The 14,304-nt window shown below is 64.5% G+C and carries 13 protein-coding genes; 7 read left to right on the plus strand and 6 right to left on the minus strand.

Going from position 1 to position 14,304, the window contains the following annotated elements; translation table 11 throughout:
• Positions 1-252 precede the first annotated feature (252 nt).
• Both glgA and glgC read right to left on the minus strand, forming a co-directional pair.
• The gene (gene glgA, locus AB3X89_RS24365; RefSeq protein ID WP_368585554.1) at positions 253-1,713 is read right to left on the minus strand and encodes a glycogen synthase GlgA; all 1,461 of its coding nucleotides are present in this window, start codon (positions 1,711-1,713) and stop codon (positions 253-255) included.
• 137 nt (positions 1,714-1,850) lie between these two features.
• Positions 1,851-3,116, minus strand: coding sequence for a glucose-1-phosphate adenylyltransferase (glgC, locus tag AB3X89_RS24370; protein WP_368585555.1), 1,266 nt, complete (start codon positions 3,114-3,116; stop codon positions 1,851-1,853).
• Between the two features lie 475 nt (positions 3,117-3,591).
• Between glgC and AB3X89_RS24375 the strand changes: the two genes are divergently transcribed.
• The gene (locus AB3X89_RS24375; RefSeq protein ID WP_368585556.1) at positions 3,592-4,686 is read left to right on the plus strand and encodes an alpha/beta fold hydrolase; all 1,095 of its coding nucleotides are present in this window, start codon (positions 3,592-3,594) and stop codon (positions 4,684-4,686) included.
• A gap of 206 nt (positions 4,687-4,892) precedes the next feature.
• Here the strand turns inward: AB3X89_RS24375 and AB3X89_RS24380 are convergent, their stop codons facing one another.
• Positions 4,893-5,042: a hypothetical protein gene (locus AB3X89_RS24380; protein WP_368585557.1), complete on the minus strand. Its 150-nt coding sequence runs from the start codon at positions 5,040-5,042 to the stop codon at positions 4,893-4,895.
• Positions 5,043-5,425: 383 nt separating this feature from the next.
• Between AB3X89_RS24380 and AB3X89_RS24385 the strand changes: the two genes are divergently transcribed.
• On the plus strand, positions 5,426-5,677 hold the full coding sequence (locus AB3X89_RS24385; protein WP_368585611.1) for a GDCCVxC domain-containing (seleno)protein: 252 nt from the start codon (positions 5,426-5,428) through the stop codon (positions 5,675-5,677).
• Positions 5,678-5,689: 12 nt separating this feature from the next.
• On the opposite strand, the gene AB3X89_RS24390 is transcribed toward AB3X89_RS24385, so the two are convergent.
• Positions 5,690-6,622, minus strand: coding sequence for a DMT family transporter (locus AB3X89_RS24390; RefSeq protein WP_368585558.1), 933 nt, complete (start codon positions 6,620-6,622; stop codon positions 5,690-5,692).
• 127 nt (positions 6,623-6,749) lie between these two features.
• On the opposite strand from AB3X89_RS24390, the gene AB3X89_RS24395 reads away from it, so the two are divergent.
• Positions 6,750-7,667 (plus strand): LysR family transcriptional regulator, encoded by a 918-nt coding sequence (locus tag AB3X89_RS24395; RefSeq protein ID WP_368585559.1) that lies wholly within the window; start codon positions 6,750-6,752, stop codon positions 7,665-7,667.
• Between the two features lie 72 nt (positions 7,668-7,739).
• Here AB3X89_RS24395 and AB3X89_RS24400 read toward each other — a convergent pair whose 3' ends face one another.
• Positions 7,740-7,940, minus strand: a complete 201-nt coding sequence (locus AB3X89_RS24400) for a hypothetical protein (RefSeq protein WP_368585560.1) — start codon at positions 7,938-7,940, stop codon at positions 7,740-7,742.
• 300 nt (positions 7,941-8,240) lie between these two features.
• Between AB3X89_RS24400 and AB3X89_RS24405 the strand changes: the two genes are divergently transcribed.
• Positions 8,241-9,032 carry an SDR family NAD(P)-dependent oxidoreductase gene (locus tag AB3X89_RS24405; protein WP_368585561.1) on the plus strand — a complete coding sequence of 264 codons (792 nt, stop codon included), beginning with the start codon at positions 8,241-8,243 and terminating at the stop codon, positions 9,030-9,032.
• 128 nt (positions 9,033-9,160) lie between these two features.
• Here the strand turns inward: AB3X89_RS24405 and AB3X89_RS24410 are convergent, their stop codons facing one another.
• Positions 9,161-10,156: an LLM class flavin-dependent oxidoreductase gene (locus tag AB3X89_RS24410; RefSeq protein WP_368585562.1), complete on the minus strand. Its 996-nt coding sequence runs from the start codon at positions 10,154-10,156 to the stop codon at positions 9,161-9,163.
• Between the two features lie 334 nt (positions 10,157-10,490).
• Between AB3X89_RS24410 and AB3X89_RS24415 the strand changes: the two genes are divergently transcribed.
• The 3 genes from AB3X89_RS24415 to AB3X89_RS24425 all read left to right on the plus strand — a co-directional run bounded on the left by AB3X89_RS24415 (position 10,491) and on the right by AB3X89_RS24425 (position 14,222).
• Positions 10,491-12,092, plus strand: coding sequence for a rhodanese-related sulfurtransferase (locus AB3X89_RS24415; RefSeq protein ID WP_368585563.1), 1,602 nt, complete (start codon positions 10,491-10,493; stop codon positions 12,090-12,092).
• A 565-nt stretch (positions 12,093-12,657) separates the two neighbouring features.
• Positions 12,658-13,209 (plus strand): outer membrane protein assembly factor BamE, encoded by a 552-nt coding sequence (gene bamE, locus AB3X89_RS24420; RefSeq protein WP_368585564.1) that lies wholly within the window; start codon positions 12,658-12,660, stop codon positions 13,207-13,209.
• Between the two features lie 59 nt (positions 13,210-13,268).
• The gene (locus AB3X89_RS24425) at positions 13,269-14,222 is read left to right on the plus strand and encodes a patatin-like phospholipase family protein (protein WP_368585565.1); all 954 of its coding nucleotides are present in this window, start codon (positions 13,269-13,271) and stop codon (positions 14,220-14,222) included.
• Positions 14,223-14,304: the final 82 nt, after the last annotated feature.

Genomic DNA, 14,304 nt, shown 5'->3' on the forward strand with positions numbered 1-14,304 from the left:
CAACCGGTAATGCGCGATCAACAAAGCGGGAAGGGAGTCTCACGCGGGCGGGCCGATGGCCCCGGCGCCGCGCGGCAGACATGCCTGATACAGATGGTGCAGGAAAAACGCACGAACTGCATAGCCGGCAAGTCAGCAAACGATACAGGAGTTTGACAGCCGCGAGTTGATCCGTCCCCGTGCTGTTGCGCCGAACCATCAAACGCGCGTGAACCTTAACGAAAGCTGACAGTTTCCCGCGTGGCCGATGCTTCAGACGAGCTCGCGATACAAGGCCAGATAGCGGTCGGCCGACGTGCCCCAGCCGAAGTCCTGGCGCATTGCGCGCCGCTGCGCGGCCTTCCATTCGGTGCGGCGCCCGTACAGCGCGAACGCGCGGCGGATCGCTGCGGCGAGGCCGGTCGGATCGAAGCGGTCGAACACGAAGCCGGTCGCGACATCGTCGGCGAGGTTTTCGAGCGATGCGTCGGCGACCGTATCGGCGAGACCGCCGACGCTGTGCACGAGGGGCAGCGACCCGTAGGCGAGCGCATAGAGCTGCGTGAGCCCGCACGGCTCGAAGCGCGACGGCACCGCGACCACGTCGCTGCCGGCGATGATCGTATGCGCGAGCGCTTCGTCGAAACCGAGTTCGACCGCGACCGATTCCGGATGCGCCTGCGCGACCATCCTCAGGCCATTCTCGAGCGCCGGATCGCCGGTGCCGAACACGACCAGTTGGCCGCCGCGCTTGACGATTTCGGGCACCGCGCCGAGCAGCAGATCGAGGCCTTTCTGTTCGGTCAGCCGGCTCACCACGCCGAACAGCAGCGCGTCGCTTCGTTGCGCGAGGCCGAAGCGCTTTTGCAGCGCTTCCTTGCAGGCGAGCTTGCCGGCCAGCCGCGACGAGCTGTAGCGCGTCGCGAGCAGCGTATCGCTGGCGGGATTCCACACCGTGTAGTCGACGCCGTTCAGGATCCCGCTCAGATCGTGCGCGCGATGGCGCAGCAGCGCATCGAGCCCGCCGCCGTGCGCGAGCGTCTGGATTTCGCGCGCATAGTTCGGGCTGACGGTCGTGATGCGGTCGGCGTAATAGAGGCCGGCCTTCAGGAACGACAGCTGTCCATAGAATTCGACGCCGTGCATGTTGAAGAAATCGTGCGGCAGGCCGAGCAGGCCGAACTGATGCGCGGGAAAGATCCCCTGGTAGGCGAGGTTGTGGATCGTGAACACGCTGTGCGCGGGCACGCGGCCGTGCTCGCGTTCGGCGGCCTTCAGGTAGGCAGGCGCGAGCCCAGCATGCCAATCGTGCGCATGGACGATCTGCGGCGACCACGTCGGGTCCATCTGCTGCGCGAGCTGCGCGGCGACCCAGCCGAGCAGCGCGAAACGCTGCGCGTTGTCGCCATACGGCACGTGTTCGTCGTTCAGATACGGGTTGCCGGGTCGGTCATACAGCGACGCGGCGCGGATCACGTAGACCGCGAGCCCGTTGGTGGGCAGCGTGCCGCGTTCGAGCGTCACGTTCGGCGCGCCGAAGCGGCTGCCGAGTTGCGCGACCGGTTGCAGATCATGCAGTCCCGCGAGCACCGCGGGAAAGCCGGGCAGCAGCACGCGCACGTCGGCGCCGCGCTCGATCAGCGCGGACGGCAGCGCGCCCGCGACGTCGGCGAGACCGCCCGTTTTGAGAAGGGGATACAGCTCGCTTGCGACGTGCAGGGCGCGAATCGTCATAGACCGGGTCTCTGTCGGGTTGGCAGGGTTGCTCGGGTTGGTAAAAAGGTGAGCGGTGCTGCGGGTGAAGCCGGATGAAGCGAGCAAAGGCGTAGCCGGCGGCGTGCGGCCGCCGGCGCGGGCATGCGGCGGGCGCGCTACTTCGGATGAGTGCGCAGCGCTTCCTGCGTGACCAGCACGACGCCATCGTCGGTGCGATAGAAGCGCTCGGCATCGCGCGCCGGGTCTTCGCCGATCACGGTGCCTTCCGGGATCGTGCAGCCACGGTCGATCACCACCTTCTGCAGGCGGCAACTCGCGCCGACCGTGACCTGCGGCAGCAAGACTGCCTCATTGATATTACAGAACGAACTCACTTTCACGTTCGACGACAGCACCGAGCGCGAAATCTGCGAGCCCGAGATCACGCAGCCGCCGCAGACGATCAGGTTGTTGCCCGAACCCTGCAGCCCCTTCATGTCGCGTACGAACTTCGCGGGCGGCAACTGCTCCTGGTAGGTCCAGATCGGCCATGACTCGTCGTACAGGTCGAGCGTCGGAATCGTCGAAGCGAGGTCGAGGTTCGCGGCCCAATACGCGTCGATCGTGCCGACGTCGCGCCAGTACGGCTCGACGCTCGGGTCCGACGACACGCACGACATGCTGAACGGATGCGCGATCGCCACGCCCTGCGTGACCACGCGCGGCAGGATGTCCTTGCCGAAGTCGTGGTCGGTATCGATCGCGGCGATGTTCTCTTCGAGTTGCGTGTACAGATAGTCGGCGTTGAACACGTAGATGCCCATGCTCGCGAGCGCGGTGTCGGGACGGCCGGGCATCGCGGGCGGGTCGGCCGGTTTTTCGACGAAGCCTGTCACGCGGCGGTTTTCGTCGACGGCCATCACGCCGAACGCGACCGCGTCCATGCGCGGCACCTCGATGCAGCCGACCGTGCAGTCGGCGCCGCTGTCCGCGTGATCGGCGATCATGCGCGTGTAGTCCATCTTGTAGATGTGGTCGCCCGCGAGCACGACCACATACTTCGGACGGATCGAGCGGATGATGTCGAGGTTCTGGAACACCGCGTCGGCGGTGCCGCGATACCAGTGCGCGCCTTCGACGCGCTGCTGCGCGGGCCACAGATCGATGAATTCGCCCATCTCCCCGCGCAGGAAGCTCCAGCCGCGCTGCAGATGCCGCAGCAGCGAATGCGCCTTGTACTGCGTGACCACCGCGATGCGGCGGATGCCGGAATTCAGGCAATTGGAAAGCGCAAAGTCGATGATCCGGTATTTGCCGCCGAAGTGCACCGCCGGCTTCACACGCTTGTTCGTCAGCGGCCCGAGCCGGGTGCCGCGTCCGCCGGCGAGGACGATCGCCAGGGTAGTGCGCTGTAAGTCGTTCAGCCGTGCCGGAGTATTCATATTTGTCTCCTGTCGATCGGCGCGAGCCCTTCATCACTCACGCCGACCTCATGCAAGATGGTTGCTTGATTGATGTACCCCCGGGAATGATCTGGCCGCGTCCTCTCCGCTGATGATCTGGGCTGCCTGGCAGTCGCACCGCACTGCCGTTCTTTGGTGCCTGTTTATCGCGAGTCCGTCAGTCAGTTCTAGCACCGATTGGACTCGAATGAATAAATGTTTATTGCGGGGGCCGCGTGGCCGACCATCCTGTAACGATCGCGTGTTATGGCGAATTTCTCGGTGCGGCGCAGCACATTGGCCACGAGGTCGTGTCCGACGATGCTCAAGCACGGGGGCGCAATATGCATGCCACATCGCCGCTGCCGCGTGCCGTGTCGGCGCTGCGCGACTGGCGTCAGAGTTCGGCGGTGCATCGTAGAATCGTGCGCTCCACGCCTCGTGCATCCTGTTGCGTTTTTTCCAGACCCTCCCGATGAATCCTCGCCACCCATTCCTGCTTGCCCTGTCGAGTGTCTGCGCCTGTGTCGTGCTGTGCGCGGCGTCTGTCGCCGTGGCCGCCACGCCGGTCAGCGAGGCGAGCCCGGGCGCCGCAAGCGCCGCTTCCTCACTCGACGATTCCGGCCCGGCCTATGGTCCGGAGCTACAGGGCTTCAGCTATCCGGCGCCGGTCGAACGCTTCGAATTCACGTCGCAGGGGGTGCCTTTGCAGATGGCCTACATGGACGTGAAGCCCGCGCATGCGAACGGACGCACGGTGGTGTTGCTGCATGGAAAGAATTTTTGTTCTGCAACATGGGATACGACGATTCGCCGGCTGAGCGACGCCGGCTATCGCGTGATCGCACCGGATCAGATCGGCTTTTGCAAATCGAGCAAGCCCGAGCATTACCAGTACAGCTTCCAGCAACTCGCGCGCAATACGCATGCGCTGCTCGAGTCGCTCGGCATCAGCGACGTGACGGTGGCCGGCCATTCGACGGGCGGCATGCTCGCGGTTCGCTATGCGCTGATGTATCCGCGCGAAACGCAGCAACTGGTGCTGGTGAACCCGATCGGACTCGAGGACTGGAAGGCGAAGGGCGTGCCGTCGCTTTCGGTCGACCAGTGGTATCAGCGGGAACTGAAGACCAGCGCCGACGGTATCCGCCGTTACGAACAGGCGACCTACTACGCGGGGCAATGGCGCGCGGACTATGAGCCATGGGTGCAGATGCTCGCGGGCATGTATCGCGGGCCGGGCAAGCAGATCGTCGCGTGGAATTCCGCGCTGCTGTACGACATGATTTACACGCAGCCGATTTTTTATGAGCTAGGGCAGCTCAGCATGCCGACGCTGCTGTTGATTGGTCAGAAGGACACCACCGCGATCGGTAAGGATGCGGCGCCGCCCGAGGTGCGCGCAAAGCTCGGCCATTATCCGGAACTGGGTCGCGCGGCCGCGAAGGCGATTCCTCATGCGACGCTCGTGGAGTTTGCGACGCTTGGTCACGCGCCGCAGATGCAGGACCCGGATGCGTTTCATAAGGCGCTGCTGGACGGGTTGGCGGCGGTGCCGACGAACCGCTGAGGGCTCGGACGGATTTTGTCGCGTATCCGACGAACCTCCCAAAAAGGAAACAGCCCGATCAGCGTAAGCCGATCGGGCTGTTCCGGTCAGGCTGACCGCCCAGACCGAGGGACGTCAGCGCACGCCCATAGCGCTGCGGCTACGGGAGCCGCGGTATCACTTCCGCTTCGAAGTTCACGCGACGCTGATGGGCGCGCGGGCGCGCATCAATAGCCGCCGCTGTTGGTGGCGCCGCTGCTGCTGCTGCCCGACGAGCCCATGTCGCCGCCCGTGGATTGGCACGCGGCCAACGACAACGATGCGACGCCTAGCGCGATGATCACGGATACGGCGGATAACAGTTTTGATACTTTCATGTAGAACTCTCCTGCACGGCCAACGCGACTGACTTGTCGCGCGGCCACGCGTTGAGCCGGCGAGTCGCGGATCGCTGGCGGCAAGTGCCGCGACGCCGACGACGGTTACAAAAAGAACAGACAAACCTTGTGCAAAACGAACCAGCAACCGCCATGCGCGGCCGACGATTCCGTTTCGCGGTCCCACGGCTCCGCGCGCTTGCACGCGACGCCTAATCTACGAACGCCGACGGCGCGCCTTTATTCCAACGCAATAGTTATTTGTGACACGTATCGCGCCGGGACGATGGAGTTCGATGCCGCACGGACTTTGCGCGAGCCCCGCAACCGTTTGGCGGCGCTGACATTGATAGGTGCAAGAAATATGGATGCAGACGCTATCCATGCAAACCTCACCGATCCTGGAATCCGCGTTGACCTGTCCGCACTGCGGGGGCGTGTCAGTCGTGACGATGCCCACCGACGCCTGCGACTACTTCTATGAATGCCCGCGGTGCAAAAGCTTGCTTTCTCCAAAGTCGGGCGACTGCTGTGTCTTCTGTTCGTATGGCACGGTCAAGTGCCCGTCCGTGCAAGAGGCAGGTGCGTGCTGTGCGAAATCTGTCACTCGAGCCGGACCTTCGAACAACGCTTAGCCTGAAAATTGGCTAAGCGTCGACCGAAGTGGCGGGACGCATGTCGAGCCTCGCGTTGGCGTCCCTTTTAGATGGCACCGCCGCCAGCACCGATGCAAGCACCATCAGACCTCCGCCAAACCATGCCGAGGCCGAAAGGTGCTCCCCGAGCCATACGTAGGCGAATAGCGCACCGAACGCGGGCTCGCTGCCCATCAGCAAAGCGACGCGCGTCGGGTTGCTGCGCTTGACGGCAAAGTTCTGTGCGAAAAATGCGAACAACGTACAGGCGAGCACGAGGTAAGCGATGCTCGCCCAGAAGTCACCGTGCCCACTGAGCGACGGCAGCGCCTGCCAATGTTGTGATGGCAACACGAACGCCACCAGCACACTGCCCAGTGCAACGACGCCTGCCTGGACCGCCGTTACCGACAGCGGCGCAAGTTTCGATTCGCGCATGACGCGCTTGGTCACGCAGACCATCAGCGCGCGCAGCAATGCCGCAAGAAGAATCAGCGCATCGCCCGCGGTCGGAATGATCGCGCCTCCGCTGACGAACGCGGCGCCCGTCAGCGACAAGCCCACGGCGATCCATTCGCCACTCGACGGCTTTCGTCGCAGCAACACCCATTCGACCAGCGGCGTCAGCGCGACACACAGACTGATAAGGAACGCCGCGTTCGACGCGCGTGTGTGCGCGATCCCGAATGTCTCGGCCAAAAAGATGCTGAGCAGGATTGCGCTGGAACCGAACGCCCCCAGCAGGGCGGACGCTTTGACGTGTCGAAGCGAGCGCAACGCCGGCGACAACACGACGAACGTCAGCCCGAAGCGCAACGCCAGCAGACCGAGCACCGGATAGATCGCGAGCGCGCCTTTCACGACCCCATAACTCGTGCCCCACACCATCGCGACCGCAAGCAGCATCAGGTCGGATACCCATAAAGCACTCTGTTGCTTCGACATGACGGACCTTCTGTTTTCATTCAGACGGTCAAATTGTCGGGTATTGCGCTGAAAACTATAATCCACGGCGTCAGCACATCTTTTATGTCTGAATTGCACAAATGTCCGGCCAGGTGCGAGGATCGCGATGAATCCGAACGAGCTTTTTGCGTTGCTACCCGACATGGCGATGTTTGCGAGGGTCGTCGACGCCGGCAACTTCTCCATTGCCGCGCGGCAGTTGGGCAGTACACCCTCGACTGTCAGTCGGCAAATCAAACGCCTTGAGGATGCGCTGGGCACGCGCCTGCTCGAGCGCTCGACCCGTAGCATTCGGTTGACGGATTCGGGCGCGCAGATTTACCGGTATTGCCGGGATATGGTCGGCGCGGCGTCGGGCGCTGTCGACGTCGCGGGACAAGGGGCGGGTGATCCGCGAGGCAAGGTCAGCATCAGTGCGCCGATTTCATTTGCGCGTTCCGTCATCCATCCGCTGGTTCCCGAATTTCTGCGCATGTGGCCCGACGTGGATGTCCATCTGGTGTTCGCCGACCACGACGTCGATCCGCTGCGTGACGATGTCGATCTGGTGATCCGGCTCACGCGTTCGCCTCCGCCGGGTCTTGCTGCGCGGCGACTCGGAGCGGTCAAATGGGTTCTCTGCGCGTCGCCTGCTTATCTGCGGGAGCGGGGGACGCCGGCCGAGCCGCGCGACCTTGCGCGGCATGCATGCATGTATCTGGGAGAGACGGTCGACGACAATCGATGGCATTTCCGCCGCGACGCCGAGACACAGACGGTCGAAGTGAAGGGGCGCTACATCGCCAACGACACGAGTGCGCGCTTGGATGCCGCGCTGCATGGTCTGGGCATTGCGAGCTTGCCCGATTTTGTCGCGGCGCAGGCGATTTCCGCGGGTGACATCGTCCGGGTGCTGAGCGACTGGGAGTTCGAGGCGCGTCCCTATATGGGCCCGGTCTGGCTGCTGTATCCGCCGAATCGATTTTTACCGTCTCGAGCACGTGCGTTCATCGATTACCTGGTGAGCCGTCTTGACGACAGGTGACGAGCGCTTCTCAAGCACGCACGGGCCAAACCTGCGGCATCGGGGCGCGCAGGGCTGCGCGCCGCCTTGCTGTCAGCCGTGGTAGAAGCCGTCGGTAACTGAATTCTGCAGCACGCCGTCGACATAGACGCCGACAGGGTCGCCATCCGCGGTCGTGAGGATTGACCCGACGTGCTGGCCGGGTAGCTTCATCCGGCCACCTTGAATGGTGGTCATCTCCTGATGATCGAGCTCTGCACAGTTCTCGATGTCGTCGATGGTCAGTGTGTTCATGGGCGCTCCTTGAACAAGAGGGTTGTAGAAACATTCAAGCGGCCGGCTGCTTGCAGCACAGTACGCACATGTCATGCCATTTGCTCGTGGTCTGTGCAGAGCGCATCTCAAGGGGAATCTCTATGATGCGAGTTTGGGCGCGACCATCACTTAGCCAGACGAAGTCGGAAAATCGCTGACATGGCCTCGCTTTCCCGCTCCCGGGCATCTGCGTCAGATCATCTAGTCTTTTTGCTGTTCGAAAGCGAGGCTGTACCCAACGTTGCGATTTTTAATTCATCCATTGAAAGGAAATCACCCATGGACCTGAACCTGACAGGCAAACTCGCACTGGTGAGCGGCAGTACAGCGGGCATCGGTCTCGCCATCGCCAGCACGTTGGCGCAGGAGGGCGCTCGTGTAATCGTGAACGGCCGCCTGCAGTCATCCGTGGATGACGTGGTCGCGCAGCTGAAAGCGCAGACGGGCGGCGACGTGCTGGGATTTGCCGGCGATCTCGGAACCGCCGCTTCAGCAGAAGAACTCGCGCGACGCTATCCGCGCGTGGAAATTCTGGTCAACAACCTGGGCATCTTCGAGCCCAAGCCGTTTGAAGAGATCCCCGACGCGGACTGGCAGCGATTCTTCGATGTCAACGTGTTGAGCGGGGTACGCCTCGCTCGCCTGTATCTGCCTGCGATGAGGCAGGCCGACTGGGGGCGCATCATTTTCATTTCGAGCGAAAGCGCGGTGCAGATCCCTGCTGAAATGATCCACTACGGAATGACGAAAACCGCGCAGCTGGCGGTCGCGCGCGGACTCGCCGAAGCCGTCGCCGGCACCGGCATTACCGTCAATAGCGTGTTGCCGGGGCCCACGAAATCGCGGGGAGTCGGTGAATTCGTGGAGACCCTTGCCAAGGCCGACGGCAAATCGTTCGAAGCGTTCGAAAAAGAGTTCTTCGAGAAGGTCCGTCCCACCTCGCTGATCAAGCGATTTGGTTCGCCGCAGGAAGTCGCGTCGCTGGTGGCCTATATCGCCAGTCCGCTTTCGTCGGCCACCACGGGAGCTGCATTGCGCGCCGACGGGGGCGTTATAAAGAGCGCCTTCTAGGGCCATGCCGGCGCCGGGGCCGGCTTCTCATGCGACTGGTCCAACTCAGTGCAAAAGACGAGGGCGGCTCGCCATGAGCCGCCCTCTTTTCGTGCGTGGCCGTGTCGGACGATCGGTTCGCGAAGCGCTTATTCGACCGCCATCAATTCGTCGCGCACCTCGGCGCCGATCTCGAACGAGCGCAGCCGCGCTTCATGATCGTAAATCTGCGCGGTCAGCATCAACTCGTTCGCGCCGGTCTGCTCGATGATCGATTGCAGACCTTCGCGGATCGCGTCGCGATCGCCGAGCACCGTGCACGCGAGCGCACGCGCGACGTTGTTCAGCTCCATCTCCGATGCCTCGAGCCGCTCGACCGGTGGCTGCAATTGCCCCGGCGTGCCGCGCCGCAAATTGATGAACTGCTGTTGCAGCGACGTAAAGAGGCGCGCGGCTTCGTCGTTCGTGTCGGCGGCGAACAGATTGACGCCGACCATCGCATACGGTTTCGCGAGCGTCGCGGACGGCCGGAACTGCGAGCGATACACCTGTAGCGCGCTCATCATGTAATCGGGCGCGAAGTGCGACGCGAACGCGAACGGCAGCCCGAGCGCCGCGGCCAGTTGCGCGCTGTACAGCGACGAGCCGAGCAGCCACAGCGGCACGTTCAGGCCCGCGCCCGGCACCGCGCGAATGCGCTGGCCCGCGACCGGTTCGGCGAAGTAGCGTAGCAATTCGACGACATCGTCGGGGAAAGTTTCGGCGCTCGCCTGCAGATCGCGGCGCAGCGCGCGGGCGGTGGTCTGATCGGTGCCGGGCGCGCGGCCGAGGCCGAGATCGATCCGGCCCGGATACAGCGACGCGAGCGTGCCGAACTGTTCGGCGATCACGAGCGGCGCATGGTTCGGCAGCATGATGCCGCCGGAGCCGACGCGAATCGTCTTCGTGCCGCCGGCCACGTAGCCGATCACGACCGAGGTCGCTGCGCTCGCGATGCCGGTCATGTTGTGATGCTCGGCGAGCCAGTAACGCTTGTAATTCAGTTTTTCCGCGTGCTGCGCGAGTGACAGTGTGTTCCTGAATGCGTCAGCGGGCGTGGCACCCGCGGTGACCGGCGAAAGATCGAGAACCGAGAAGGGGATCATTGTCTATTGATTGCGATGGGCGGCGCTTTCGCGCGATGGGGCATTGTGGCAAAGCGGCGGCTTTTCTGCTGGCGGCGCGACGATGCCCCTGACGGCGGAAGGGTCGCCGGCGCTGAGGACCGACGAACCGCGACGACGGCCGTCGTGTGGCGCGGAAATTGCGCTCGCCTAGCGTGTTCGCGCGGCGGTGCTTCGCATTCGCAGCGCGGTCGAATAAGCAATCCCACGAGTGACCGTGCGCCGATCGGAATTCGAGTGTACGGTTTAAGTATTCGGTACGGTGACGCGACGCGTTGCCCGAAATCTGGAATGTAGCGAAGGAGTTCCCGATCCCATGAATGTCGTCAAAGAGTTTCGTACCCGGTCGTTCCAGGACGTGTGCCACGCATTGCTCGACCGCGAGGAGATCGCGCTCGTCGACGTGCGTGAGGAAGATCCGCACGCTCGCAGTCATCCGTTGTTCGCCGCCAATCTGCCGCTGTCGCGGCTCGAACTCGATGCGCCGTTGCGACTGCCGCGCCTCGCCGTGCCGATCGTCGTGTTCGATGCCGGCGAAGGGCTCGCGAGGCGCGCGGCCGAGCGCCTCGACGAGCTCGGCTATAGCAACGTCGCATTGCTCGAAGGCGGTCTGCAGGGCTGGCGCGAAGCGGGCGGCGAGTTGTTCAAGGACGTCAACGTGCCGAGCAAGGCGTTCGGCGAACTGGTCGAAAGCGTGCGTCATACGCCGTCGCTGTCCGCGCAGCAGGTGCAGGCGCTGCTCGATCGCGAGGCCGATGTCGTGGTGCTCGACGCGCGCCGCTTCGACGAGTTTCAGACCATGAACATCCCCGGCAGCATCAGCGTGCCGGGCGCGGAGCTGGTGCTGCGCGCGCGGCAGCTCGCGCCGGACCCGGCCACGCGCATCATCGTCAATTGCGCGGGACGCACGCGCAGCATCATCGGCGCGCAGTCGCTGATCAATGCGGGCGTGCCCAACCCGGTGGCCGCGCTGCGCAACGGCACGATGGGCTGGACGCTCGCGGGTCAGCCGCTCGCGCATGGCAGCACGCGGCGCGTCGAAGGCGCGGTCGACGACGTATCCCGTCTCGCGGCGGCCGACGGCGCGCGCGCGCTTGCCGACCGCGCGCGCGTGCGCCGCACCTCGCGCGACGAAGCGCGCCGCTGGGCCGACGAGGCGGTGCGCACCGTGTATCGCTTCGACGTGCGCACGCCCGAGGAATACGAGGCGGGCCACGTGCCCGGCTTTCGCAGCGCGCCGGGCGGCCAGCTCGTGCAGGAAACCGACCTGTTCGTGACGGTGCGTGGCGCGCGCGTGATCCTCGCGGACAGCGACGGCGTGCGCGCGAACATGACCGCATCGTGGCTCGCGCAGATGAACGTCGAGGTGTTCGTGGTCGATGGCCTGACGGCGGGCGATTTCGCCGAGAAGGGCGTGGCGCCGCTCTCGCGTAACGCGGTCACGCCGCCCGACGTCGACGACATTGAGCCGGCCGAGCTCGCCGCGCTGCTGCAGTCGCCCGGAACCGTCGTGCTCGACTTCGCGAGCAGCACGAATTATCTGAAGCGGCACATTCCGGGCGCGTGGTTCGTGATCCGCAGCCAGCTTGCCGACGCGCTGCGCACGCTGCCCGATGCGAAGCGCTATGTGGTGACGTGCGGCAGCGACGTGCTCGCGCGCTTCGTCGCGCCGGAGCTCGCCGCGGCGACCGAGCGGCCGGTGCAGGTGCTGCGCGGCGGCACGCGCGCGTGGATCGACGCGGGCTTGCCGGTGGAGTCAGGCGGCGCGCGGATGGCGTCGCCGCGCATCGATCGTTATCAGCGGCCGTATGAGGGCACGGAGAACGCGCGCGAAGCGATGAGCGCGTATCTGGAGTGGGAGCATGGGCTCGTCGCGCAACTCGCGCGCGACGGCACACACGGCTTCCGGGTGATTTGAAGGGGCCGGCTGTCCGGAGGCCGGCTATCCGGGGGCCGGCCTTCCGGGGGCCGGCCTTCCGGAGGCCGGCCATCTTGCGCCGCGAATCTTCTGCCGATTCGGTGTAAACGCGCTCTCGTCGAAAGCCTCCGATGCGTTTAGATTATCCGCATCTGGAAGGCTTATCGAGGGACCAGGGCGGCCGTAAAAGGCAGCGGTTTGTCATTCGGCGATGGCGCAAGGTGAGTAGCCAAGGTTGCTCATCGCTTCGTCTGGAGCAGGCCGCTGCGCGTCGTCCGCGGTACTTCGCGCAGGGCGGCTGTCGAGCCGCCGTCACTTCCGGTTGATCGTATCGACCGACATGGCGACGCTGCACACAGCGTCGCCTTTTTGCTTCTGGCGTGCCCGTTTCAAGCGACCCCCAGCCGATCTTTTAGCGCTGCGCGCAACAGGTTACGTGCGTAGCCGCACTCGTCGCGCCTGCGTTGCTCGCGGTTTTCTCCGTGCGCGGTTATCCTTGTAGTACACACTACAGACCGGCCGTGCGCAGCGATTGCAGATGCCGCGCATCCGGACAGGAATCGAAGTGAGCCTCAAACCGCTGGGCATCACGCTGCTGATAGCGTGCGTTGCGCTGACCGGCTGCGACCAACAGCAGAGCGATCAAGCCGTGCAAAAACTCAAGGATTTTTTCAACGCGGTCAAACCGGACGCGTTGTTGCTCAAGAACATGACGCCGGGTGTCACGACCGAAGCGCAAATCCTCGCGCAGATGGGCAAGCCCGAAACCACCCGCACCTTCACCGACGGCTCGAAGCGCTTCGAGTATCCGCGCGGTCCGCAAGGTCTCAACACCTACATGGTCGACATCGATCGCGACGGCAAGCTGCAGGCGATCACGCAAGTGCTGACCGCGGACAACTTCGCGAAGATCCGCTCCGGCATGACCGAGGACGAGGTGCGTCGATTGCTTGGTAAGCCTGGAGAGGTCGCGGTGTTTCCACTGAAGCCGGAAACCGTGTGGAGCTGGAAATGGCGCGAGCGCGGCGTGACCGAGGAAGGCATTTTTAACGTTCACTTCGACCGCAACCAGAGGGTGTACACCACGTCACGCTCGGACGTGATTCGTGGGCGATAGGTGGGAAGAATGTCGAATAGAAGACGGCCGGATAAGCCGGCCGAAAGAGCGGGGTAGGCATGATACGTCGACGTCGATACAGCCGGATCGGGCTGGTGTTGGGGGGCGGCGCCGCGCGCGGCTGGGCGCATATCGGCGCGATTCGGGCGCTGCAAGACGCGGGCATCAAGCCCGACGTCGTGTGCGGCACGTCGATCGGCGCGCTGGTCGGCGCGGTCTATGCGAACGGCGATCTCGACTGGCTCGAGGAGTGGGTGTCGCGTCTCACGTGGCAGACCGTGGTGCGGCTGCTCGATCTGCGCATCTCGGGTGGTCTGCTCGGCGGGCGCAAGGTGATCCAGCTATTCGCCGACAAATTCGCCGGCCGCTCGATCGCGCAACTGAACATGCCGTTCGCGGCAGTCGCGACCGAGCTCGACACCGGCCGCGAAATCTGGCTGCAGGACGGCAGCACGGTCGACTCGGTGCGCGCGTCGATTGCGATTCCGGGCATCTTCACGCCGGTGTGGCACAACGGCGTGTGGCTCGTCGATGGCGGGCTGTGCAACCCGGTGCCGGTGTCGGTCGCGCGCGGCATGCGCGCGGACTGCGTGATCGCGATCGATCTGAACAACGACATCCTGAACGGCCGCGACTTCGGCGGCCCGGTCATCGAAACGCCAGCGCTCGATCCCACCGCGCCGCCGCCTGTCGCGCTGCGCCGCAACGGCAAGCCGTGGCCGCGCTGGCTCGCGCCAGCCGAAGCGAGCGCCACCGACGACGTGCGCGTGCCGCCGAAGCCGAGCGCGCACGTGCCGTCGATGCTGAGCTCGATCGCGCAAAGCATCGACATCATGCAGGTGCGCATCACGCGCAGCCGGCTTGCGGGCGAACCGGCCGATATCCTGATTCAGCCGCGTCTCGGCGGCATGGGCATCTTCGATTTTCATCGCGCGGAGCCGGCCATCGCGGAAGGGCGCGCGGCGGTCGAGCACATGCTGCCGGCGATTCGCGCGCGGCTCGCGCTCGATTGAGCGCCGGTTGTTCGTCGCCGCGGCCTATCGAAAAAGCGACCCGAAATTTGCGAAATCGCGGCGCGGCGAAGCGCGCGCGGCG

This window comes from Paraburkholderia sp. BR14320 (assembly GCF_040948665.1).
Lineage (GTDB): Bacteria > Pseudomonadota > Gammaproteobacteria > Burkholderiales > Burkholderiaceae > Paraburkholderia > Paraburkholderia youngii.

Bases quoted from the DNA above. Each gene is read 5' to 3' on its own strand.
- glgA (WP_368585554.1), bottom strand. From the start codon at position 1,713: ATGACGATTCGCGCCCTGCACGTCGCAAGCGAGCTGTATCCCCTTCTC.
- glgC (WP_368585555.1), bottom strand. From the start codon at position 3,116: ATGAATACTCCGGCACGGCTGAACGACTTACAGCGCACTACCCTGGCG.
- AB3X89_RS24375 (WP_368585556.1), top strand. From the start codon at position 3,592: ATGAATCCTCGCCACCCATTCCTGCTTGCCCTGTCGAGTGTCTGCGCC.
- AB3X89_RS24380 (WP_368585557.1), bottom strand. From the start codon at position 5,042: ATGAAAGTATCAAAACTGTTATCCGCCGTATCCGTGATCATCGCGCTA.
- AB3X89_RS24385 (WP_368585611.1), top strand. From the start codon at position 5,426: ATGCAAACCTCACCGATCCTGGAATCCGCGTTGACCTGTCCGCACTGC.
- AB3X89_RS24390 (WP_368585558.1), bottom strand. From the start codon at position 6,622: ATGTCGAAGCAACAGAGTGCTTTATGGGTATCCGACCTGATGCTGCTT.
- AB3X89_RS24395 (WP_368585559.1), top strand. From the start codon at position 6,750: ATGAATCCGAACGAGCTTTTTGCGTTGCTACCCGACATGGCGATGTTT.
- AB3X89_RS24400 (WP_368585560.1), bottom strand. From the start codon at position 7,940: ATGAACACACTGACCATCGACGACATCGAGAACTGTGCAGAGCTCGAT.
- AB3X89_RS24405 (WP_368585561.1), top strand. From the start codon at position 8,241: ATGGACCTGAACCTGACAGGCAAACTCGCACTGGTGAGCGGCAGTACA.
- AB3X89_RS24410 (WP_368585562.1), bottom strand. From the start codon at position 10,156: ATGATCCCCTTCTCGGTTCTCGATCTTTCGCCGGTCACCGCGGGTGCC.
- AB3X89_RS24415 (WP_368585563.1), top strand. From the start codon at position 10,491: ATGAATGTCGTCAAAGAGTTTCGTACCCGGTCGTTCCAGGACGTGTGC.
- AB3X89_RS24425 (WP_368585565.1), top strand. From the start codon at position 13,269: ATGATACGTCGACGTCGATACAGCCGGATCGGGCTGGTGTTGGGGGGC.